Consider the following 22,533-nt stretch of genomic DNA (forward strand, 5'->3'; position numbering starts at 1 on the left):
CAAATAAGGGAAAAGGCTTATTTATATCAACGTTTTAAAGTGTTCATTCCATTGTTTGGCTTTCTGTAAAGCCAAAATATCCTCTTTTACTTCTCCTGGCTTCACCGCATTCCCAATCATATAGTCTTTATAGGTCATCCCGACAAAATCAAAAATATGACCAAACTGCTGAATGAGAGGAAGAGCGGTAATGTGAGGATTGCTTCCTCCAGTCGTAACAACGTAAGCTTGCTTATTCTGCAAAGCTGCTTTCATATTAAAGCGTTCATCTCTTAAATATTGACTCCAGCGATCAAAGAAAACTTTCATTTGTGCAGACATGCCAAACCAATAAACGGGTGTTGCAAACACAATAATATCATGAGCCAGTAACTGCTCTAAGACGGATTCATAGTCATCATGTGTTTCGTTAAAACCGCCTTCACGGTGTCGCTCATCAATAATAGGATCGAGTTTATAATCTCCTAGAAATAGCTCTGTGTGTTGCACGCCGTCCACAATTTTTCTTACGAGGTACTCTGTATTTCCCTCGCGTCTCGAACTACCGAGAATCGTTAAAATTTTCATCCTTCTCACCCCTCCATGATGAAAGTGTATCATTGTTTCTTCTATCAACGTTATCTATAATAGATGATACTTATTATTAAAAATATTGATGGAGGGCCAGTATGGATCTGAACTATATAGAAACGTTTCATGAAGTAGCCAAGACAGGCAGTTATACAAAGACAGGAGAAGTGCTTGGCTATGCGCAATCAAGCGTGACGACACATATCAAGAAATTAGAGGATCACTACGGCGTGAAATTGTTTGAACGAGTCGGTCAACGGATGCGCCTCACCACATCTGGGGAGGAGCTGCTCCATTATACAAAACAAGTGACCGATCTTCTAGACGAGGCAAAGATGCGTCTGTCTGAAGAGACTTCCGTAAGAGGGACGATCCGGATTGGTACGGTAGAATCACTGGCCGCTTACTTTATCACGCCATATATTAAATCGTTAAAAACCAGGCATCCTGATCTTATCATTCAACTTGAAGCAGGACTCTGTCCGAATTTAAAGCAAGGTACCGTAGAAGCAAATTTTGACGTGGCCATTCTGCTAGATCGGTATATCAATCATCCGAGCCTCACTACCATTCCGATCCGGGAGGAAGAGCTAGTAGTTATTGCACCACCTGGACATGCCCTGGCAGAGGAAGAGGTGGATCTTGAAGCACTAGGGAAAGAAACACTCATTTTAACAGAACAAGGCTGTTCCTATCGCACGCTTCTTGAAGACTTGCTTCGTGAAGAAGGGGTAGAAATAGGACCTGTTATTTCTTTTACAAGCTTAGAAGCAATCAAGCAATGTGTAGCAGATGGCCTTGGGATCGCTCTCCTTCCGAGAATTACGATTGAACAAGAACTAAAAGATCAGAAACTCATCTCACTGCCCTTTCATCATGAGAAACTGACGCTTTGGACTCAACTCGTTTATCAGAAGAAAAAGTGGATTACACCTCCGATAAAAGAGTTATTAAGTCTGATTACAGAAGAAGCGGGATAGGGGCATCATCTTTTTTGATACCCATTATAGAAAACACTGCATAACGGATCGCTTAAGCCCGTGGTATGATTTCGGGTGAGGTGATCGAAATGCATACATTTTTACAACACAATCCAACTAAACTGTACTTTGGAAAAGGACAAATTGAATATATAACAAAAGAAATTGCAAAAGAAAGTCGAGTGCTCCTTGTTTATGGAGGGGGAAGTATTAAACGTAACGGTGTCTATAAGGAAGCGATCAAACAGCTCAACGCCATTCATGCCACCGTTTTTGAATTAGCGGGTGTAGAACCGAATCCCCGATTAGCGACAGTGGAAAAAGGGGTTGAGATCTGTAAAGAGGAAGGAATCAACTACCTTCTAGCTGTAGGAGGAGGTAGTGTGATCGACTGCACGAAAGGCATTTCAGCTGCTGCCAATTATGAAGGAGAAGCCTGGGATCTCTTCACTCAAAAAGCTCCCATCGAATCAGCCCTTCCGTTTGGAACAGTGCTTACCTTAGCTGCCACAGGTTCAGAGATGAATCCAGTCTCTGTTATTACAAACTGGGAGTCAAAAGATAAAATCGGATGGAGTTCGTCTCATGTCTATCCAACTTTCTCAATCTTAGATCCTTCTTACACCCTCTCTGTCCCCCAGGATCAAACGGTCTATGGAATCGTGGATAGTATGTCACATGCGCTTGAGCACTACTTCCATCGCACACCGAATACACCCATGATTGATGGATTTATTGAATCATTGTTACGAACAGCTATGGAAACAGGACCGAATCTAGTAGAGAACCCTCAGTCCTTTGAACACCGGGAAACGATGATGTATGTGAGCACGACGGCGTTTAATGGAACGCTCTCAAATGGAACAGATGGGGGAGACTGGGCCACGCATCGTATTGAACACGCATTAAGTGCGGTCTATGATATCCCTCATGGAGGAGGACTTGCGGTTCTTTTCCCAAACTGGCTAGACCATGTGCTTGAAGAAGATCCTTCACGTGTGAAACAGCTCGCTGTCAATGTCTTGGGTGTATCCCCTGAGGGGAAAGAGGAGATAGAGGTAGCCCGAGAAGGTGCGAAGGCTTTACGCGCGTTCTGGAATTCAATCGGGGCCCCAAACCGATTAAGTGATTATAGTATTGATGAACGCCACTTTAAAGCCATCGTGGAGAAGACATTCATAAAACCAGGCGTTGGAACGTATAAAGAAATGGACCACAGTAGTGTTCTAGATATTCTTAAACGTTCTTTATAAAACAAAAAGGAAGCCCTACTTATACTTAGGTAGGGCTTCCTTTTGATCTACATCCAAATTCACTATAAGGAATCAGCTATTTCAACCAGCGCATCAGGTAAGCGTTCATCCATCGCCCTAAGGTTTAACGAAGAAACACATCAAGAGAATAAAATGATAGTAAAAGAGTCCCGAATATGGTATTTTATATACTAGAATAGGCAATTTGACTGACATTGCATTTACAAATCAGTCACCAAACATGAACACATAAGGAATCGATCACACATGGAAAACGACACACAAAACCGAATTACGAAAGAAGACATTGATCTACTGATTCAAAAATTGGATGAATTAATAAAAGAAGACGATCAAAAGATTTCTTGTAAATAAAAAACACTTAAGCATGAGGCTTAAGTGTTTTTTTACTTGTTCGCTAAAGGGTAGAAAAGGTGGTCTTTTGAAAACACTCGTTTCCTAAGATGTTTCACTCCTTGTGGGATCTCTGAAGCCTGTCTTTTCGCAGGAGCATCTAATTAGCTGGGGGCCGTTATGCAATTTTAGTCAGGGCTTGCCCGTAGACTGCGAGACTCCCGCGGGGTAAGGAGCCTAGGGGAGACCCCGCAGTGAGCGATAGCGAACGAGGAGGCTTCCCAGCTCCCCGCAGGAAAGCGAGTGGTCCCCGGGCAAGCCCAAGCACTTTTCAACGTAACGGCCCCGTCCCCTAAAACGTAAACCGCTTCACTTCGCCATCTAAACGCTCAGAAAGCTCAGCAAGTTCCTTAGAACGATGAGAAATCTCTTCCATAGAACTACTAGACTGCTGCGCAGAAGCCGCAGCCTGCTCGACCCCTGCAGCTGATTCTTCTGACACCGAAGCAATCTCTTCAATCGAATGATTCATCTCCTGGCTATTATCCACAATCTCGGTTAACGTCGTTGTAACTTGCTGAATGTTTGACGTCATATCTGTAACGGACTGATAAATATTTTCAAACGTTTTGCCCGTTACCTCAATTTGTTTCGACCCTTTATCAACCTCTGCGTAGCCTTGTTCAAGGGACTGAACAACGGTGGAGGATTCAGTTTGAATCGTCCCAACGATGCTAGTAATTTCCACAACAGAATGGGACACTTGTTCCGCTAATTTCCGAACCTCATCGGCAACGACCGCAAATCCTTTCCCATGCTCACCTGCACGAGCCGCTTCAATGGCAGCGTTTAATGATAAAAGATTCGTCTGTTCAGCAATATCCCGAATCACCTGAACAAGTTTAGAGATTTCTTTCGATTGAGTATCTAACCCTCTGACACTTTCGACCGATGTCTTCACAATGCTGTCGATCCGCTTCATCTGATCAACGGACTGATTCATCAGGTCAGACCCTTCTTTTGTCATCGTTAATATATTTCCGGAGGTCTTTGAAATCGTTTCGCCGCTTGCATGAGCTTGTGTGATTTCCTGAAGAAGGTGATCCATCATGACCGCTAGGCGAGAGGAGCTCGTAGCTTGCGTTTCAGCTCCTGAAGATAATTCTTCCATCGTAACGGCGATTTGTTCACTACCTTCTTTTACTTCAAAAGAGGATTGAGTAAACTCTTCGCTTTGCTTCGTTACAGTAGAGGAGACCTCAGCAATGTTAGATATCATCGAACGGAGGTCATTTTTCATCCCGTTCACCGCTTTCGTTAGCATACCGATCTCATCTTTTGACTTATGTTGAACATCTTCAGAATCTAAACGCCCCTGAGCAACTTCCTTAGCCAAGTGCGTCACTTTTCCTAACGGTTTAATGCGACGATACAGCGTCATATATGTAGTAATACTTAATAAAACCATTAGTCCAACGGATCCAATCGTTAAGTATAAGAATAAATCCATCTGTTGTTTTGCATCCGCTGCGTTACGAGCGCCAAGCGCCATAAGTTCTTCTTGAAACGTAGCTAGATTCTCATCAATATCCGCTTTCTTCCTTTGGTAGTTTTGGTCGAACACTTTCATTTGTGCCATTTCCATATTGCTCGTTTCTACAAACGAAATCGCTTTGTCCTCTACTTTAGCTAACTCATTGGATTGTTCTGTGGCTTTCTCTACGTTCGCCATAATGTCCTTAGGGATATTATAGGAAGAGAGTTCAGTTAACGCCTTTTCTCTGCGCTTAGTCTTTTCAACTTCTGTGTTGTAGTTTTCGAGGTTTTGAGGGTCTCCGTACTGAGAATAAATCCGTACTTGATTGGTTAAGTAATCTGATGCTTCCTGAACTTGTAGTCCAAGGTTTTGAAACTTCATTTGTTGGTCGACAGCTTCTGTTCGGCTACTGATGCTTACAAAGAGTAATGATAAGCAGATAAGTCCAATGACACCAAGAACTGAAACTGTAAAGCCAATAACTTTCACTAACTTTGAGATCTTCAAGTGGCACACCCTTTCGTATGATTTTATAAAATCTCCATCTTAAGTCTCCTTTATATCCTTCGTGGCTAGGTAAAAAATCCTACCATCTTTTTTATCGACCAATCTTATACAAAATCAACTAAAAATAGACAAAAATATTAGAAAATTTACACTTCGGCAAAGTGGGGAAGTTCTCTATTCAAAAAAGCCAGGGCAGGACCCTGGCTTAAGTTACATAATAGCATTATAAAGCTCCCTGGCGGCTTTTGTAGCATCATCATAAGCTGTAATCGAAGAGATGAAAGAGCCTCCGTCTGCTCCTGCTTCTACAACTTCTTTCAGATTAGAAGCGTTGATTCCTCCAATCGCCACAACCGGGAAGGTCTTCACGTTGTTCCGAATCTCCCTTAAACCGTCTAACCCAATCGGTGATTTCGCATCTTTCTTCGTAGAAGTCTGATAGATTGGACCGACACCCAGGTAATCGATCGATAGAAGAGGGGCACTTATCGCTTCCTGAACCGAAGTAACAGAAAGGCCGACCCACATATCTTTACACCTCTCTATAACCTCATGGATATCCATAACATCTTGACCAACGTGGATCCCATCAGCGTCTAACGTAAGAGCAAGCTCTACATCATCGTTGACGATAAAAGGAATCCCATTTTCCAGGCAGATCCTTCTCAAATCTTGCGCTAATTTTACTTTTGCTGCTCCTGATGCGCATCCTGGACCTTTTTCACGAAATTGAAAGCAGGTGATTCCACCCTTAATGGCATCTTGTAAAATCATCCGTGGGTCCCGTGTAGCGTCTTGACTACCCATAATGAAGTAGAGCTTTAAATCTTCTTTCTTCATCGGACTAGTCTCTTTTCGACATCCTCAGGAGTAATCGCATATAACGCATCAAGAAAATAAGGATGAAGCGTTCCAGGGCCTTTCACCTGTGGGTGTTCTGCGGCCATTTCACTTGCGACGGTATACGTTCTAATCGCTTCTGTTGCCTTTTCAATTGCTGGGCCTTCAAGGGTGAGGAAGGCAGTCAGCACAGAACTAAACAAGCATCCTGTACCTGTCACGGACCCAAGGAGAGGTGTCCCGTTTCGGCATACCACCGTTTCATCCTCAGAAGCAATCACGTCCGTTTCGCCAGTCAGCACAATAAGGGTACGGAAGGTGGCTGCAGCTTTTTGTGCGAGGCTTACGACATCTCCATTGCCTCTAGCGTCTACACCTCGTGATGCCCACTGTTCATCACCGATTAATGCGGCAATCTCACCTGCATTTCCGCGGATCGCTGTAATATCAAGTTCTTCAAGAAGTTTATGACATGTTTCAAGGCGATACGAGGTAGCGCCAGCAGCTACTGGGTCAAGGACAACCGGAATTCCTTTTTTATTTGCGGCTTTTCCTGCAAGAAACATCGCTTCAACGTCGCTTGAAGTAAGGGTACCGATGTTTAAAAGAACCCCGTTTGTGATGGTTGCCATATCAGAAACTTCATCTAATGCTTTTGACATAACAGGCGCTGCCCCAATGGCATATAACCCATTAGCAGTAAAGTTCATCACCACTTCATTCGTCAGATTATGAATGAGTGGCGTCGTTTCCCTCAGTTTTTGTAAATAAGACATTACACATATTCTCCTTTCCGAATGGTTTCTTTATAAGCCCAGTGGTTTGTAGGGCCCTGGCCTTGACCGATCTCAAGCGTATGGTGGATGGCAAGCGTGATGAAGGACTTCGCTGTTTTAACGGCTTCCTTCAGACTTTCCCCTTTTGCGAGCTCAGCTGTGATGGCCGCAGCAAAGGTGCACCCTGTCCCGTGGGTATGCTTTGTCTCAAAGCGGGGGGATGTAAACGTTTCGAACCTCGTCCCGTCGTAGAAGAGATCAGTCGCTTCTCCGTTCAAATGCCCCCCTTTAATCACAACCGCAGAAGAGCCAAATTCATGCACGATTCTCTTCGCTGCCTCTTTCCGGTCTTCCTCAGATTTCACGCTATTCCCGGTTAATGCTTCCGCTTCAGGGATGTTTGGCGTAACGATTGTTGCGAGGGGAAGCAATTGATCCCGCATGGTTTGAAGCGCTTTGTCATCCACTAGTGCATCACCGCTTTGAGCGATCATAACAGGATCCACACAAAGGGGGAGGTGAAGGGGGCGTAAATGATTGGCTATCGTTTCAATCATCTTGGCATTTGCAATCATCCCTGTTTTGACAGCTTGCACAGGCATGTCGTCTGTGACAGCTTCAAGCTGTTGCTTGATAAAATCTGCTTCTAAATGACGAACCCCTCTAACGCCCATCGTGTTTTGGGCAACGACTGAAGTGATCACAGACATGCCATACACATCTAGTTCCTGAAATGTTTTCAGATCGGCCTGTATGCCAGCACCACCGCTTGGATCTGTGCCGGCAATCGTTAGAGCTCCTTTTACGCTACGCATGACGGGTCACCTCTTTAATAGCAGATGTCGGCCACGTTTCCTGGCGGTAGGCCATTTCCCAAAACGCCCATTCCAATTGACAGCTCTTAATAAAGGCATCTTTCATCGCTTTCTTCTCCCTTGGTGAAGCAGTTTCTGCCCAAGCGTCTAATTTACTGCGCAGTTGGTTTGTCGTATCTTGGATTTCATCGTTTACATAAAACGTAATCCATTCATAGAACGGGTGCTCCGGTGTTGGCTGAACGTGATCCATCAGGTAATGTCCAATTTCAAGGTACGTCCAAGGGCATGGAAGGAGCACTGCCAGAATCTCACCAAGTGTTCCTTCATGGGCAGTCGTTTTCATATGTTTAATATAATGATCAGCCGTAGGAGGCAGAGGGTATCCTTGTAAATCTTCATAGGGCGTGTTGATATATGTGCAAAGATTATGGTGTGGATGGATTTCGCTATGAAGGACAAATTCAATATTTTCTTTGAAAAACGCAATGTCCTCCTTGTCCGTGCACTTCGAGATCGCAGTGCCGTACACATTCATGAAGGCATGAAGGTATTCTGCATCTGCCTTAACATAGTGAGCGACAGCTTCTTTTGGCAAGTTGCCTTCTCCGATTCCTTTTACGAACGGATGGTTGAAAATTGCTTCGAAAATAGGGTGTGCGTCGTGACGAAGTTGTTCAGTAAATGACATGATTGTTCCTCCTGGTTTTTTATTTATAGGAAGTGAACCAGGTAGTGAGGAGGGAGGGGGTTGGGGGATAAATATAAAAAAACCGCTCCTTAGAACTGGAGCGGTTTTTGGGTTTACGAAAGTATAGATTAAGAGAGTACAACAAATGGACGCTCTCAAAATCATATATAGATAAATCCAACCGACTCCACTTCCCTTCGCTGGTACTAACCAGATCAGGTTCAAAGGGACCAAGGATGACTCCTTATCTCAGCCAAAAAAATGGGCGCCCCTAGTGGACTTCCTATATTGTACCGTTACCTTAACATAGGTTTCCTTGGATTGTCTACTGTGATAGAAATTGGTAGGGGGAGATTCAGAAATGTTTCCGTTAATGTAATTGAGAGTAAGGTGGTCCGTGAAACTACTCCCTTTCCGCGGGCGAGCTGTCGAGCCTCCTCCATCACTTCGTTCAGTCCGGGGTCTCGTCGACCTCTTTCTCCCACAGGAGTCTCGCAGTTTCACGGACCACCTTTACGAAAAAAAAGAAGAACGGAAACATGCCTTAATGGGAGAGGGGGAAGTAAAACCAGCGAACCAATACTTAATACTGATATAACTGAAAAGAAACATACATTCACAAAGAACGACCATTCATAAAAAAGATTTGCAAAGGTGGAAGTTTGTGTTAATCTGATTAACAAAGTTTAATACATTATGAAACTACTAGGGGAGCCTGAATGGGCTGAGAGGAGAGCAAGCGAGCTTTCTGACTCTTACGAACCTGATCTGGGTCATACCAGCGGAGGGAAGTAGTCAGGCGACACGTCTGTATACTCTACCATTCGAAGTCAGGTCTATTATAGATCTGGCTTTTTTGTTTCCCCTTGTCAGAAAGGGAGAGAAATGGATGAACAAAACAAGAATGATCACGACCATGGCTATCTTTGTTGCGATTGGAACACTAGGGGCACAAATGTTATGGTTTCCGGCTGGAGTAGCTAAAGCCTACCCTGTCCAACACGTTGTCAATGTGCTAGCTGCGGTAACGCTTGGACCTATACCGGCCGTAGCGATTGCGTTTATGATTGGCGTTTTACGTGTTCTCTTAGGACTCGGGACACTCCTTGCTTTTCCAGGAGGAATGATCGGTGCCTTCTTGGCAGGTATTTTATATAAGGTCTCGAAGAAAAAAGGGTTGGCCGTACTAGGCGAAGTAGTGGGCTCAGGTGTGATCGGGGCGCTCTTTGCCGTTCTGTATGCCAAAGTAGTTATGGGGACTTCTGTTGGAGCTCTTGCGTTTTTACCACCGTTTTTCGTAAGCAGTCTTTCAGGGGCTTTTCTTGGGTGGTTTGTGCTTTCGAGAGTAGGGGAGCGGTTGAGTATACGGAGAGCTTAATGGTTACCATGGATAGATCTATAACCTTTTACATGGGGTGAAGCTTCAAAAAGGAAGAGAAGAGCTTGATCTGTGACCTTTTTTGTGGAATTAGTACTTAAAAGGGAAGAGAGGGGAAGAATCTATGCCCTTTTGACGAAGTGTGACTCATGAAAGGTAACGGATAGAGGGAATCTGTGACCTTTTATGGTGAAAAGCTCTTCAAAAGGTTACAGATCAACATAGGCCTGTCACGACTTCACTAAAAATGAGCCCATACCAATAAGGCATGGGCTCTTTCCCTTGTTTCCTAGATCTCATCGCCGGTTCAGTCCAGTCTATACGGTGCTGACCGGGCGCTTCCGCTTTTGTTCATCCAGCTCCAGCGCCCAGCACCTAGTAGACTTCCCTCACCTCTGGTCGATCAGTCAACATCGATTCGCCGGTGGCTCACCGTGTTTCCTAGATCTCATCGCCGGTTCAGTCCAGTCTATACGGCGCTAACCGGGCGCTTCCGCTTTTGTTATAGCTTTCAAGATGCTACAAAAGGGGAGCTTTTGTGAGCGTTTGGCACAGGGCTTGGTTCAGGTTGTTGGCTCAGTTCCTGAATCATCGGTAATCGGGCGAGGTCCATGTTGCCTCCACTTACGATAATGCCTGTTTGATTCGAATGGATGTGAGAGCCGTGGGCAAGTAACGCTGCAAGTGCAGAGGCTCCGGCTCCTTCTACAAGGGACTTGTTTCGCTCGAGCATCGTCACGATGGCATCGGCGATGTGTGTTTCAGATACGGTTACGATCTCATCAACATATTTCTTGATGAGTGGGAACGTGTTTTCTCCAGGTTTCTTCACGGCGATTCCATCTGCAATGGTGGAAACACTTTTTAAGGTGGAAGGGCCTTGTTTGTAATACTGATTGTACATGGCACTTGCGCCTCTAGACTGTACGCCGATAATTTTGATTGACGGCTTAACAGATTTTGCTGCTACAGCCACGCCACTAATCAGTCCACCACCTCCAATTGGGACAATTAGCGTATCAAGGGATGGATTTTGTTCAAGCATTTCAAGAGCAATCGTACCCTGACCGGCCATCACGTCATAATCATCGAAAGGATGAATAAAGACGCTGCCATTCTGGCGTTGGTCCTCACAAGCAGCCTCGAAGGACTCTTGGAAGGATTCGCCGGTTAAGACAATTTCTGCTCCGTAGCTTTCTGTTGCCCTCACTTTAGCCTGGGGTGTCCCTTCAGGCATAAAGATTTTTGCTTTAATCCCGCGTTTAGAGGCAGCTAAGGCGACACCTTGTGCATGATTTCCTGCAGAGGCAGCGATGACACCACGCTTTGCTTCCTCGTTTGTTAATTGAGAAACTTTAAAGCTAGCCCCTCGAACTTTAAATGCGCCTGTTTTTTGCATGTTTTCCATCTTGAAATAGACTTGTTTTCCTGTTCGTTCGTTGATTGATGTTGATGTGGTTAAGGGGGTGCGGTGGACCACGTCTTTAAGATGTTCCATCGCCTCCGTGATTTTGGTTCCTGTTAAGCAATTCCCAATGTCTTCACACTCCTACTTTGTTAGATTCATATTGCTTGATCTTATTTTCATGGGTGAGGGTGACGGAAATGTCATCCCACCCATTGATCAACATTTCTTTTTGGTACTCATTGACTTCAAACGACGTCTTAAATCCTTCATTGTCGTAAATAACCTGATTTTCAAGGTCAGCGGTCAAATGGTACGTTTCATTTTCTGCTTTTTGAATGAGCTGTTTAATCTCTTCTTCTGGAAGTGTGACAGCGAGAATGCCGTTCTTCACACAGTTGTTAAAGAAGATGTCAGCAAAGCTCGGGGCAAGAATGACTTTAAAGCCATAATCTTCAAGCGCCCACGGAGCGTGCTCACGAGATGAGCCACAGCCGAAGTTCTCACCTGCAACTAGAACAGAAGCCCCGTCGTATTTAGGGGAGTTTAGTGTGAAATCAGGCTTCGGTGTGCCATCAGCCTGAAAGCGCCAGTTATAGAAGAGGAACTGGCCGAACCCTTGTCGTTCAATCCGCTTTAAGAATTGCTTCGGTATAATTTGGTCTGTATCGACATTCGATCGGTTTAACGGATAAACCAACCCTTCATGCTTCCGAATCGGTTCCATTGTCTTAATCCCCCTTTATTGCTTTAGCGTGATGAATGGTGTCAGACGCGCTGTGTTGCTTTAGTGCAGTAAATGGTGTCAGGCACCCTTTAGTGCTGTAATGCGTTTGTGAATTGGCGGACGTCTGTGAAGTGGCCTGTGATGGCTGCTGCTGCGGCCATTTCTGGGCTTACCAGGTGAGTGCGTGCGTCGGTTCCTTGTCGTCCTTCGAAGTTACGGTTAGACGTGGAAGCGCAGCGTTCACCTGGTGGGATCACGTCATCATTCATGGCGAGACACATGCTGCAACCGGCATCGCGCCATTCGAATCCGGCTTGTTTAAAGATTACATCCAGTCCTTTAGCTTCAGCTTGTTGCTTAACCGACTGAGAGCCGGGTACAACGATGGCTGTTACGGATGAATGAACCGTTTTGCCGCGCACAATTTCAGCTGCTTTTTCGAGATCACTTAAGCGTGAATTGGTACAAGATCCAATGAAAACGTGTTCGATTGGAATGTCTGAAATCGGCTGATTCGGTTTTAAATCCATGTACTGTAGAGCGTGTTCAATCTCTGAGCGCTCATTGTCTGTTTGAGCTTCAGCTGGATCTGGTACAGATGCTGAAACCGGTAAACACATTCCTGGGTTTGTTCCCCATGTCACCTGTGGTTCGATTTCAGAGGCATCAATTTCAAGGGTATGGTCATAAGTGGCTCCTTCATCTGTTGCAAGGGCCTTCCATGCTGCTGCAGCTTCTTCAAAAGCCTGGCCATCTGGCACGTGGCGTTTGCCTCGAAGGTACTCAACTGTCGTGTCATCCGGGCTGATTAATCCAGCTCTGGCACCGGCTTCAATGGACATGTTACAGACGGTCATTCGTTGTTCCATCGAAAGGGAGCGAATGGCTTCACCTGTATATTCAATCACATATCCAGTGCCAAAGCGGACGCCGTATTTTCCAATCACAGCAAGGATCAGGTCTTTTGCCGTAACCCCTGTGCCAAGTTCTCCGTTCACTTTCACATTTAGTGTCTTCGGAGATGCTTGCCAAAGGGTTTGTGTGGCTAATACGTGTTCCACTTCACTTGTTCCGATACCAAATGCTAAAGCGCCAAAGGCCCCATGCGTGGAAGTGTGGCTATCTCCGCAAACGATTGTTTTGCCTGGCTGAGTAAGACCAAGCTCAGGTCCGATTACGTGAACGATGCCCTGGTCCGGGTGATCGATGTCGGCTAATCGAATGCCGAATTCATCGCAGTTTTGTTTTAACGTCTCCATTTGTTTCTTAGAGACAGCATCTTTAATGATGTGACGTTCACGTGTCGGTACGTTATGGTCCATCGTCGCGTATGTGCGTTCAGGGCGACGAACGGAACGACCGTTCATGCGCAGTCCCTCAAACGCTTGAGGTGATGTAACTTCATGGATTAAATGCAGATCGATATAGAGTAAGTCTGGCTTTCCTTTGTTTTGATGGACAACATGTTGATCCCAAATCTTTTCAACGATTGTTTGGGGCTGGGTCATGGTCTCACTCCTTTATGAAAAAATAGGGGAGAGGACGTAATGGAGGGAGTCTCCTTACGTCCAACTCCTTAGACGTAACAGGTCATAATACTATGGGTTGCATCTTGTTCAGTCACTCGCTCTAGTACTAAGCGAGTCATTTCTTTTGTGCCGACTACTTTTCCGCCTTTTACGTCTAAATCGCCTGTGCAGTAGCCATCCTCCAGTACTTGTTGGACCGCTTCTTCAATGACCGCTGCTTCTTGGTCAAGTCCAAATGAATGGCGAAGCATAAGCGCAGTCGAGAGGATCATCGCAAGTGGGTTAGCAACGCCTTTCCCCGCAATGTCTGGTGCTGAGCCGTGTACGGGTTCGTATAACCCCACACCGTCTTCTCTGAGACTAGCAGAAGGGAGCATGCCTAAGGATCCAGTTAATACAGAAGCTTCATCACTCAAAATATCTCCGAACATGTTCTCTGTGACGATAACATCAAACTGTTTAGGGTTTGTAATAAGCTTCATGGCTGCTGCATCAACTAGCAGGTGTTCCACCTCAACATCTGGGTAGTCTGCCTTTTTCTCTTCAACCACTTCGCGCCAGACTTTACTAGATTCTAAGACGTTCGCTTTATCAACACTTGTAAGGTGCTTCCGTCGTAAGCGAGCGCTCTGGAATGCATTATCTACGATTCTCTCAATTTCTTCTCGCTTATAATGGAGCGTGTCGACGACCTCTTTTCCATTCTGTCGACGTTCACTCGGTGTACCGAAATAAAGCCCGCCTGTCAGTTCCCGTACAATCAGTAGGTCACTACCGGCCACAACTTCATGCTTTAGAGGAGACGCGTGAAGGAGTTGATCGAACCCTTTGATCGGACGAAGGTTCGCGAAAAGACCAAGCTGCTTGCGGATGCCAAGGAGTCCTTTTTCCGGGCGAAGGTGAGAAGGATTCTGGTCCCACTTTGGTCCGCCAACGGCTCCTAGTAAAACAGCATCAGATTGCTGGCAAGCGCGAACGGTATCGTCTGGAAGGGGAGTCCCGTGCTTATCAATGGCAGCTCCGCCAATATCGTGTGTATGATAGGTGAATGTATGGTGGAAACGTTCTGTAACGGACTCTAATACTTTCTTTGCTGATTCGATGACTTCTTGACCAATGCCATCACCAGGCAACAATACGATTTGTTTTTCCAATAGTAGAACCTCCTTATACGGGCGCAGATTGTTTGTTTAGTAGTTGTTGATTCAAAATGACGCGATTGACGGCGTTTAGAAATGCGTTCGCTGATGCTTCAAGAACGTCTTGAGCAGCCCCGCGGCCGCTTGCCGCCGTTCCGTTAACCGTTAGTCTCACATGGACTTCTGCTAGGGCGTCGCGTCCTTCGCCAACTGAACTTAAGCGGTAATCTTCTAAGTGAATATCTTCATGGATCAACGCTTCAAGCGTGTTATAGATGGCTTCAACGCTTCCCTGACCCGTACCGGCGGTTTCAACTCGCGTATACTCAGGCGTAGTCATGGCAACCGTTGCAGTAGGGATATTCGCTGAGCTATATTGAACTTGGAATGCTTCTAATTTATATTTAGCTGCATCCGATGAGTCGGTTTGAACATCAGTGAGAATCGTAAACAAGTCTTCGTCCGTTACGTCTTTCTTACGGTCTGTCAAACTCTTAAAGGCTTTAAACGCTTCTTTCAGCTTCTCGTCAGAAAGGTCATAGCCAAGGGACTTCACTTTATCTTCGAAAGCATGGCGGCCTGAATGTTTTCCAAGCACCATGTTGCTAGCTCCAATCCCGACCATTTCCGGTGTGATAATCTCATAGGTAGATGCGTTCTTCATCATGCCATCCTGATGAATGCCAGATTCATGGGCGAATGCATTCTTACCTACGATGGCTTTATTGCCAGGAACGGCCATTCCTGTAAACTTGCTGACGAGGTCACTCGTACGCTTAATTTCATTTAAGACAAGATTTGTAGAATGTTCATAGAAATTGTTGCGAATTTGAAGAGCTACAGCGACTTCTTCAATCGATGCATTTCCTGCACGTTCTCCGATTCCGTTAATCGTTCCTTCAATCTGAGTCGCACCATTTTCAATAGCAGCGAGCGAATTTGCCACCGCCATGCCAAGATCGTCATGACAATGAGCGGAGAGTGAAACCTTTTCAATGTTAGGAACGTTTTCTTTCACATATCGGAAAAGTTCTCCGTATTCGTATGGAGTAGTGTACCCAACGGTATCTGGTAGATTAATAACGGTTGCTCCGGCGTCGATGACCTGCTCGATAATTCGAACAAGGAAATCACGATCAGATCGGCACGCATCCTCAGCTGACCATTCTACTTGAGGGAATCGTTCTCTTGCGTAGCGCACCATTTCAACAGCGGTTTCAATGACTTCGTCTGGCGTTTTCTTAAGCTTATGTGTCATGTGAATAGGGGAGGTGGCTAAGAAAACGTGAAGACGAGGTTCTGATGCGTCTTTTAACGCCTCCCAGGCTGTATCAATATCTGATTTCTTCGCACGAGCAAGACCCGTCACTGAGCTGTTCTTAACTGTTCTAGCAATCTCTTGAACCGATTCAAACTCATTTTGGGAGGAAGCGGGGAAGCCCGCTTCCATAATATCTACACCCAGTTTTTCAAGTTGCTTGGCGATCTCTAGTTTCTCTAGTTTGTTCAAATTGACTCCAGGGGACTGTTCACCATCTCTTAGTGTTGTATCAAAGACGTTAACGTGCGCCATTTGCGACCACTTCCTTTTCTTTTTTAGATTTGGCCTGCTCTTTAACAAAAGGCATTAACTCACGTAACTCCTTTCCAACCTGTTCAATTTGATGTTGGTTTTCTTTTACATTGATCGCGTTGAATTGAGGACGGTTTACCTGGTTCTCTAAAATCCATCCTTTAGCAAATTCGCCGGTTTGAATATCCGTCAGAACGTCTTTCATGCGAGCTTTCGTATCTTCGTTCACCACGCGAGGGCCTGAGACGAAGTCACCCCATTGTGCTGTATCGGAGATGGAGTAACGCATGCCTTCAAGACCACCTTCATACATAAGGTCAACGATTAGCTTAAGCTCGTGCATACATTCGAAGTATGCCACTTCCGGCTGGTAGCCTGCTTCTGTTAACGTTTCAAAACCAGCTTTTACAAGGCTAGTAAGGCCACCGCAAAGGACCGCTTGCTCACCGAATAGATCCGTTTCTGTTTCTTCCTGGAAGCTTGTTTGAAGAACACCTGCACGCCCAGCGCCAATCCCTTTTGCATACGCTTGAGCAAGTTTCTCAGCCTGACCGGTGTGATCTTGGTAAACACCGTATAGGGCAGGGACCCCAGCACCTTCTTCAAATGTGCGTCTCACAAGATGACCTGGTCCTTTTGGTGCGACAAGGAACACATCCACGTCTTCTGGAGGTACCACTTGGTTGAAATGAACGTTAAAACCGTGGGCGAACACAAGAGCATTTCCTGCGTCCAGATTTGGTTTGATCTCTTCTTCGTATACTGAAGGTTGATGTTCATCAGGTAGAAGCACCATCACAACATCGGCTTCCTTAACAGCGTCAGCAACGCGTTTTACTTTAACGCCGTCTTGTTCTGCTTTCTCCCAAGACTTACCTGGGCGAAGACCAACGACTACGTCAAATCCGCTTTCTTTAAGGTTTTGAGCGTGAGCATGACCTTGAGAGCCATAACCTACGACTGCTACCTTTTTGCTTTTTAAAACCTCTTCGTTAATGTTCTGATTGTAAAGTACTTCTGCCATTTTCAATCCATCCTCTCTGATTTTTGATCTATTGATTGAATATTCAAACTAATGAAGGTGTAAAAATTCCTAAGCCCTTTACTGTAGCAGGGATTGTGGAGTGAACTCTGCGACTTGGGGCTGCTGCCCTCGTAAGAAAGCCGTAAGCCCAGTTCGCGCTAATTCCTTCACACCGTAAGGGCGGAGGAGGTCAATGAGCGCTTCCACTTTATCTGATTTTCCAGTAACCTGAACCGTCATGCTTTCTTTACTGACGTCGATGACGGTGGCACGGAAAGGTTCAATAATCGTTTGGATTTCGTTGCGGGTTTGAATGGTGCTGCCTACTTTAATTAACGCAAGCTCCCGAGCTACGATCGCTTTATCGGTAATGTCTGATACCTTTAGCACATCGATTTGTTTGTTCAGCTGCTTCGTTAATTGTTCAAGCTTTTGGCTATCCTCGACATCCACAACAAATGTCATTTTCGATATGCCTTCAGTTTCCGTACGACCAACGGAAATGCTTTCGATATTAAATTGTCGTTTGTGGAGGAGCCCCGTCACACGGTTTAAAACGCCGCTTCTGTTTTGGACGGTTGCTGTAATGATCCGTTTCATCGTTTCACCCCAATCATTTCGTGTAGCCCTTTTCCTGGGGCGATCATTGGATAGACATTTTCTTGCTGTAGAACGCGGCAGTCCATCAGTACGGGACCATCGTAATCAAACACATCAGCCAAGATTTGAGACAATTCGTCTTGTGACTGGACAAGTTCTCCTCGAATGCCGTAACTTTCAGCAAGTTTCACAAAGTCTGGCTGTGATTGAAGGAGGGATTGAGAGAATCGCTCTTCATAAAATTTCTCTTGCCACTGACGAACCATGCCGAGTGCACCGTTGTTTACGATAATAATTTTGACGGGTAGGTTCTGTTCTTTTAAGACAGACAGCTCTTGCAGTGTCATTTGGAATCCGCCATCTCCGACAATCGCAACAACAGGTTCGTCAGGGGAGGCGATTTGGGCGCCGATTGCAGCGGGGAAGCCAAAGCCCATTGTGCCAAGACCACCTGATGTGACCCAGCGATTCGGTTTGTTAAAGGAATAATACTGTGCGGCCCACATTTGGTGTTGCCCCACATCTGTTGTGACGATCGCGTTTCCTTCTGTAACTCTATGAAGAGCTGAGATGAGCCATTGTGGCACCATTTCTTCTTCAGGATTATCGAACCAAAGAGGGAAGTTCGCTTTGTTTCCGGATACCTCTTTTAGCCAATCTCCGTGATTCTTCATCTCCACGTCCATCTTCTCAAGTTCCATCAGGGCTTTCTTCGCATCTGCCACGATAGGAATGTGCGTTTTCACGTTTTTCCCGATCTCAGCAGGATCGATATCCACGTGAGCCACTGTTGCTTTTGGAGCAAAGTGATTTAAATTTCCGGTCAGGCGGTCATCAAACCTGGCACCGACATTAATGAGAAGGTCGCAATCGTAAAGCGCCATATTAGCGGAATACGTTCCGTGCATCCCAGCCATCCCAAGGCTTAATTCGTTCTCACCAGGGAAGCTGCCAAGTCCCAAAAGGGTAGTGGTTACAGGAAGGGCATGCTTCTCAGCAAAATTCTTCAATTCTTCCGATGCCCCCGCGTGAATAACACCTGCTCCAGCAAGAATGACTGGTTTTTTAGCATGGGCCAACGCTTCTTTTAATTTCGTTAGCTGAAGTGGATTCGGTTTGACCGTCGGCTGATATCCTTGCAGGAAGAAGGTCGTATCATAAGACTCTTCTGCCGTGCTTGATGAGATATCTTTTGGAATATCGACGACAACAGGACCAGGTCGACCAGTAGAAGCAATATGGAACGCTTCTTTCACAATACGAGGGAGGTCGCTTAAAGATTGAACCTGGTAGTTGTGTTTTGTAATTGGAGTGGTAATCCCCATAACGTCTGCTTCCTGGAAAGCATCTGTTCCAATTACTCCGCTGCCTACTTGACCTGTGAACACGACGAGTGGGAGAGAATCCATCATCGCATCAGCGATCCCGGTAATTAAGTTGGTAGCTCCTGGTCCAGAAGTGGCGATGACAACGCCAGGTTTGCCTGAAACGCGAGCGTAGCCTTCAGCTGCATGGATCGAACCTTGTTCGTGGCGGGAGAGAATATGATTAAATGCATCTCCTGCTCGGTATATCGCATCATAAATTGGTAAAACGGCCCCTCCCGGATACCCAAATAACGTATCAACACCTACTTGTACGAGTGTGTCAACGAGAAGGTCTGCTCCAGTTTTTGGAGCGGCTGCAAAAGACTCAGTTGGTTGCTGTGCCTGCTGTTTTGCTTCTACCTTCACCTGTAATCCCTCCATTTCATGTGATCTTGTTTATTCAAACTAGCTTAGCTAGTGATTCACTTTTTTCCATAATAAAAACCATCCCACCCCATATAAACTTCACGTGTTGTGAAGAGTTAGGGGCGAAATGGTTCTTTTCGCGGTACCACCCTGATTTCGCAGCTGTGTAACGTGCTGCCTTACGAGACGTAGAACAAGAGGATGTTCTTCGTCTCTTTCGATAACAGGTGCTCATTGTACACCTGACTTGAGCCTACTAAACTGGGTCGTTCAGCCAAGCACTCAGGGAGGATGTCAGAGTAAGGTGTATTTCCGGGCTTCCAGCAACCCCGGCTCTCTGTGAATACAGGTTCTTACTCCTTTATTCCCGTCGCAGATTTGTCGATATCCACTTTTTATACTTTCATGATTCCGCCTGTATTTGCGGAAGTAACGAGCTTCTGGTATTTGGCAAGGTAGCCACGACCATCGATTTTACTAGGGGGCTTTTCCCATGCCGCTCTTCGTTCTTCTAACACATCGTCTTCTACAAAAAGTTTAATCGTTCTTGCTTCGAGGTCAATCTGAATTGGATCCCCGTCAGCGACTAAGCCGATCGGACCACCTTCAGCAGCTTCAGGTGAAACGTGACCGATTGATATACCGCGCGTTGCGCCTGAAAAGCGTCCGTCTGTAATTAAAGCGACATCTTTATCTAAGCCTCGACCCGCAATGGCTGAGGTAGGGGCAAGCATCTCTGGCATGCCAGGTCCGCCTTTTGGCCCTTCATATCGAATGACGACCACGTGACCTGCTTGGACCGTTCCGTCATCAATTCCAGCCTGCGCTTCATCTTGTGAGTTAAAGACGATCGCTTTCCCGTTAAACTGCTTAATGGAAGGATCAACGGCACCAACTTTAATGACGCCACCATCAGGGGCAAGATTTCCGTAGAGGATCGATAAGCCTCCGACTGGGCTATACGGGTTCTCTTTTTCCCTAATAACATCTTTATTTAAGATCTCAGCGTCTTTTACGTTTTCGTAAACGGATTTTCCGGTAATGGTAACCCGGTCGCGATCAATCAATCCTTCAATCTGACACAGTTCACGGATGATGGCACTGAGGCCACCTGCATTGTGAACGTCTTGCATAGAGTAATCTGATGCTGGGCTAATCTTGGCCAAATATGGCGTTTTCTCGGCTATGCTATTCACTCGGCTCAAATCATAATCAACGCCTGCTTCATGGGCGATGGCTAGTGTGTGAAGGACTGTGTTTGTAGAACCTCCCATTGCCATATCCAATGCAAACGCATCGTCGAACGCTTTCTCTGTCGCGATATCTCTTGGACGAATGTCCTTCTTCACTAGGTCTACTAAATGATGCGCTGCCTCTTTAATAAGACGATGACGCTCATCTGATGTGGCTACAATTGTAGCGTTACCAGGTACCGTTACACCTAGCATTTCCATCAGAGAGTTCATGGAATTGGCGGTAAACATGCCTGAGCATGATCCGCAAGTCGGGCAGGCAGATGTTTCTAACTCGGCTAACTCAGCTTGGCTCATCTTTCCTTGGTTGTAGGCTCCAACGCCTTCGAAAACCGATACAAGAGAGAGGGGATCACCACTTGAAGATACCCCGGCTTCCATCGGTCCACCTGTTACGAAAACAGAAGGAACGTTCGTGCGCATGGATGCCATCAGCATTCCAGGTGTGATCTTGTCACAGTTTGGAATGAAGAACACTCCATCAAACCAGTGAGCATTAATGACGGTTTCAGCACTATCGGCAATAATCTCACGGCTTGGAAGGGAGTAACGCATTCCAATGTGTCCCATGGCGATACCATCATCAACACCGATCGTGTTAAATTCAAATGGAATACCACCAGCTTCTCGAATGGCTTCTTTTACAACCTCTGCGAATTTATTTAAGTGTTTGTGCCCTGGAATGATATCAATATAAGAGTTACAAACACCGATAAATGGTTTCTCAAGATCTCTTGTGTGCACCCCGGCTGCATGTAATAAAGAGCGGTGGGGAGCGCGGTCGATTCCAACTTTGATCATGTCACTTCTCATGATGGGTACCTCCTAACTAACAGCTACATCTTTTTTATTCTCTGGATAACACTGAACACCGTCACGTACGACAAGTTCACGGAATAATTGGAGCATGTGGTTGGTGACTTCACCAGGCAATCCGTTCCCAATCTGTCGTTTGTCGACGTCCACAACAGCGATTACCTCAGCAGCTGTTCCTGTTAAGAAGACCTCATCAGCCACATAAACATCGTGGCGTGTGAAAGGTTCTTGTTTGAGTTCATATCCATGTTCCTCGGCAAGGTCGATAATCGCATTTCGCGTTACACCTTCTAAAGCTCCGAGATAAACAGGTGGGGTATAGATCGTGCCGTTTTTCACAATAAAGATATTATCGGCTGATCCTTCTGTTACGTAACCTTGGTCGTTTAGCATAAGAGCTTCGTCTACACCGGCTTGGTTCGCTTCTAATTTCACTAGGATATTATTTAAGTAATTCAATGATTTTACTTGTGGACTTAGTACGTCTGGTCGATTGCGTCTAGAAGCAACGGATCCAAGGCGTAAACCTCGTTCATATAATTCCTTAGGGAAAAGCGCGAGTGCTTCTGCGATGATCACAACGCGTGGTGTAGGGCAGCTTGCTGGATCTAAGCCAAGGTTGCCAGGTCCGCGTGATACAACAACTCGGATATACGCGTCAGACAATTCGTTTTGACGGATTGTATCGACAATGACTTGCTTAAATTCCTCCTTTTCGTATGGTAACTCAAGCAAGATTGACTTCGCGGAGTCATAAAGGCGGTTCACGTGTTCGTCGAGTTTGAAGATGTTGCCGCTATAGGCTCTAATCCCTTCGAACACCCCGTCTCCATATAAAAATCCATGGTCGTAGACTGAAACGACCGCCTCTTCTTTTTTAACAAATTGGCCGTTTAGGAAAATCCATTGACTGCTCATACTTACACTCCTTCCCTTTAATGTATTAATGCTTAAACTCAGTAAAGTATGAATGGTGAAAATATAGCCCGATTGCTTCATCGAATTTTTTAAATTGAAACAAGGGGCAATAGGT

The 22,533-nt window shown here is 45.6% G+C and carries 19 protein-coding genes and 2 riboswitches; of the genes, 3 read left to right on the forward strand and 16 right to left on the reverse strand.

Translation table 11 applies throughout. From position 1 onward, the window contains the following. Positions 1–21: 21 nt before the first annotated feature. A complete protein-coding gene (locus QNI29_RS07870) occupies positions 22–567 on the reverse strand; it encodes a flavodoxin family protein (RefSeq protein WP_231415856.1) in 546 nt (181 codons plus the stop codon). 101 nt (positions 568–668) lie between these two features. On the opposite strand from QNI29_RS07870, the gene QNI29_RS07875 reads away from it, so the two are divergent. Further along, a complete protein-coding gene (locus tag QNI29_RS07875) occupies positions 669–1,550 on the forward strand; it encodes a LysR family transcriptional regulator (protein WP_231415858.1) in 882 nt (293 codons plus the stop codon). 89 nt (positions 1,551–1,639) lie between these two features. Continuing rightward, complete coding sequence (locus QNI29_RS07880; RefSeq protein WP_231415859.1) at positions 1,640–2,803, forward strand: iron-containing alcohol dehydrogenase; 1,164 nt, start codon at positions 1,640–1,642, stop codon at positions 2,801–2,803. A gap of 706 nt (positions 2,804–3,509) precedes the next feature. On the opposite strand, the gene QNI29_RS07885 is transcribed toward QNI29_RS07880, so the two are convergent. From QNI29_RS07885 to tenA, 5 genes are all read right to left on the reverse strand, one after another. Then, positions 3,510–5,201, reverse strand: a complete 1,692-nt coding sequence (locus tag QNI29_RS07885; RefSeq protein WP_231415860.1) for a methyl-accepting chemotaxis protein — start codon at positions 5,199–5,201, stop codon at positions 3,510–3,512. Positions 5,202–5,411: 210 nt separating this feature from the next. Next, positions 5,412–6,041 carry a thiamine phosphate synthase gene (gene thiE / locus QNI29_RS07890; RefSeq protein WP_231415861.1) on the reverse strand — a complete coding sequence of 210 codons (630 nt, stop codon included), beginning with the start codon at positions 6,039–6,041 and terminating at the stop codon, positions 5,412–5,414. Beyond that, on the reverse strand, positions 6,038–6,817 hold the full coding sequence (gene thiM, locus QNI29_RS07895; protein ID WP_231415863.1) for a hydroxyethylthiazole kinase: 780 nt from the start codon (positions 6,815–6,817) through the stop codon (positions 6,038–6,040). Before thiM ends, thiE begins: the two co-directional genes overlap by 4 nt. After that, on the reverse strand, positions 6,817–7,632 hold the full coding sequence (thiD, locus tag QNI29_RS07900) for a bifunctional hydroxymethylpyrimidine kinase/phosphomethylpyrimidine kinase (protein ID WP_231415864.1): 816 nt from the start codon (positions 7,630–7,632) through the stop codon (positions 6,817–6,819). Before thiD ends, thiM begins: the two co-directional genes overlap by 1 nt. After that, positions 7,625–8,323, reverse strand: a complete 699-nt coding sequence (tenA, locus tag QNI29_RS07905) for a thiaminase II (protein WP_231415866.1) — start codon at positions 8,321–8,323, stop codon at positions 7,625–7,627. The genes thiD and tenA overlap by 8 nt, the downstream gene beginning before the upstream one ends. Before the next feature lie 175 nt (positions 8,324–8,498). Then, positions 8,499–8,606, reverse strand: a riboswitch (TPP riboswitch). Between the two features lie 414 nt (positions 8,607–9,020). Continuing rightward, positions 9,021–9,130: riboswitch (TPP riboswitch) on the forward strand. Positions 9,131–9,212: 82 nt separating this feature from the next. Between tenA and thiW the strand changes: the two genes are divergently transcribed. Beyond that, positions 9,213–9,701 (forward strand): energy coupling factor transporter S component ThiW, encoded by a 489-nt coding sequence (thiW, locus tag QNI29_RS07910; RefSeq protein ID WP_231415869.1) that lies wholly within the window; start codon positions 9,213–9,215, stop codon positions 9,699–9,701. A 511-nt stretch (positions 9,702–10,212) separates the two neighbouring features. Here thiW and ilvA read toward each other — a convergent pair. From ilvA to ilvE, 10 genes are all read right to left on the reverse strand, one after another. Beyond that, positions 10,213–11,199, reverse strand: a complete 987-nt coding sequence (gene ilvA, locus QNI29_RS07915; RefSeq protein WP_231415871.1) for a threonine ammonia-lyase — start codon at positions 11,197–11,199, stop codon at positions 10,213–10,215. A 43-nt stretch (positions 11,200–11,242) separates the two neighbouring features. Then, positions 11,243–11,833 carry a 3-isopropylmalate dehydratase small subunit gene (gene leuD, locus QNI29_RS07920; RefSeq protein ID WP_231415872.1) on the reverse strand — a complete coding sequence of 197 codons (591 nt, stop codon included), beginning with the start codon at positions 11,831–11,833 and terminating at the stop codon, positions 11,243–11,245. Between the two features lie 89 nt (positions 11,834–11,922). Continuing rightward, positions 11,923–13,341: a 3-isopropylmalate dehydratase large subunit gene (leuC, locus tag QNI29_RS07925; protein WP_231415874.1), complete on the reverse strand. Its 1,419-nt coding sequence runs from the start codon at positions 13,339–13,341 to the stop codon at positions 11,923–11,925. 68 nt (positions 13,342–13,409) lie between these two features. Next, positions 13,410–14,516, reverse strand: coding sequence for a 3-isopropylmalate dehydrogenase (gene leuB / locus QNI29_RS07930; protein WP_231415877.1), 1,107 nt, complete (start codon positions 14,514–14,516; stop codon positions 13,410–13,412). 13 nt (positions 14,517–14,529) lie between these two features. Then, complete coding sequence (locus tag QNI29_RS07935; RefSeq protein ID WP_231415878.1) at positions 14,530–16,074, reverse strand: 2-isopropylmalate synthase; 1,545 nt, start codon at positions 16,072–16,074, stop codon at positions 14,530–14,532. Continuing rightward, positions 16,061–17,098 carry a ketol-acid reductoisomerase gene (ilvC, locus tag QNI29_RS07940; protein ID WP_231415880.1) on the reverse strand — a complete coding sequence of 346 codons (1,038 nt, stop codon included), beginning with the start codon at positions 17,096–17,098 and terminating at the stop codon, positions 16,061–16,063. The genes QNI29_RS07935 and ilvC overlap by 14 nt, the downstream gene beginning before the upstream one ends. 78 nt (positions 17,099–17,176) lie before the next feature. Continuing rightward, entirely contained in the window at positions 17,177–17,698 is a 522-nt protein-coding gene (ilvN, locus tag QNI29_RS07945; RefSeq protein ID WP_231415882.1) for an acetolactate synthase small subunit, read from the reverse strand. Next, positions 17,695–19,431 carry a biosynthetic-type acetolactate synthase large subunit gene (gene ilvB / locus QNI29_RS07950; RefSeq protein WP_231415883.1) on the reverse strand — a complete coding sequence of 579 codons (1,737 nt, stop codon included), beginning with the start codon at positions 19,429–19,431 and terminating at the stop codon, positions 17,695–17,697. The genes ilvN and ilvB overlap by 4 nt, the downstream gene beginning before the upstream one ends. Before the next feature lie 395 nt (positions 19,432–19,826). Continuing rightward, positions 19,827–21,497, reverse strand: coding sequence for a dihydroxy-acid dehydratase (gene ilvD, locus QNI29_RS07955; protein WP_231415885.1), 1,671 nt, complete (start codon positions 21,495–21,497; stop codon positions 19,827–19,829). A 12-nt stretch (positions 21,498–21,509) separates the two neighbouring features. Then, positions 21,510–22,418 (reverse strand): branched-chain-amino-acid transaminase, encoded by a 909-nt coding sequence (gene ilvE / locus QNI29_RS07960; RefSeq protein WP_231415886.1) that lies wholly within the window; start codon positions 22,416–22,418, stop codon positions 21,510–21,512. Between the last annotated feature and the right edge of the window lie 115 nt (positions 22,419–22,533).

The organism is Pontibacillus chungwhensis (genome assembly GCF_030166655.1).
Lineage (GTDB): Bacteria > Bacillota > Bacilli > Bacillales > BH030062 > Pontibacillus.

Excerpts from the sequence above, each read along its gene's own strand:
- thiD (WP_231415864.1), bottom strand. The coding sequence starts at position 7,632 with ATGCGTAGCGTAAAAGGAGCTCTAACGATTGCCGGCACAGATCCAAGC.
- QNI29_RS07880 (WP_231415859.1), top strand. The coding sequence starts at position 1,640 with ATGCATACATTTTTACAACACAATCCAACTAAACTGTACTTTGGAAAA.
- QNI29_RS07875 (WP_231415858.1), top strand. The coding sequence starts at position 669 with ATGGATCTGAACTATATAGAAACGTTTCATGAAGTAGCCAAGACAGGC.
- ilvN (WP_231415882.1), bottom strand. The coding sequence starts at position 17,698 with ATGAAACGGATCATTACAGCAACCGTCCAAAACAGAAGCGGCGTTTTA.
- ilvD (WP_231415885.1), bottom strand. The coding sequence starts at position 21,497 with ATGAGAAGTGACATGATCAAAGTTGGAATCGACCGCGCTCCCCACCGC.
- QNI29_RS07935 (WP_231415878.1), bottom strand. The coding sequence starts at position 16,074 with ATGGCGCACGTTAACGTCTTTGATACAACACTAAGAGATGGTGAACAG.
- thiM (WP_231415863.1), bottom strand. The coding sequence starts at position 6,817 with ATGTCTTATTTACAAAAACTGAGGGAAACGACGCCACTCATTCATAAT.
- ilvA (WP_231415871.1), bottom strand. The coding sequence starts at position 11,199 with ATGGAACATCTTAAAGACGTGGTCCACCGCACCCCCTTAACCACATCA.
- thiW (WP_231415869.1), top strand. The coding sequence starts at position 9,213 with ATGAACAAAACAAGAATGATCACGACCATGGCTATCTTTGTTGCGATT.
- QNI29_RS07870 (WP_231415856.1), bottom strand. The coding sequence starts at position 567 with ATGAAAATTTTAACGATTCTCGGTAGTTCGAGACGCGAGGGAAATACA.
- ilvC (WP_231415880.1), bottom strand. The coding sequence starts at position 17,098 with ATGGCAGAAGTACTTTACAATCAGAACATTAACGAAGAGGTTTTAAAA.
- ilvE (WP_231415886.1), bottom strand. The coding sequence starts at position 22,418 with ATGAGCAGTCAATGGATTTTCCTAAACGGCCAATTTGTTAAAAAAGAA.
- leuD (WP_231415872.1), bottom strand. The coding sequence starts at position 11,833 with ATGGAACCGATTCGGAAGCATGAAGGGTTGGTTTATCCGTTAAACCGA.
- leuC (WP_231415874.1), bottom strand. The coding sequence starts at position 13,341 with ATGACCCAGCCCCAAACAATCGTTGAAAAGATTTGGGATCAACATGTT.
- thiE (WP_231415861.1), bottom strand. The coding sequence starts at position 6,041 with ATGAAGAAAGAAGATTTAAAGCTCTACTTCATTATGGGTAGTCAAGAC.
- tenA (WP_231415866.1), bottom strand. The coding sequence starts at position 8,323 with ATGTCATTTACTGAACAACTTCGTCACGACGCACACCCTATTTTCGAA.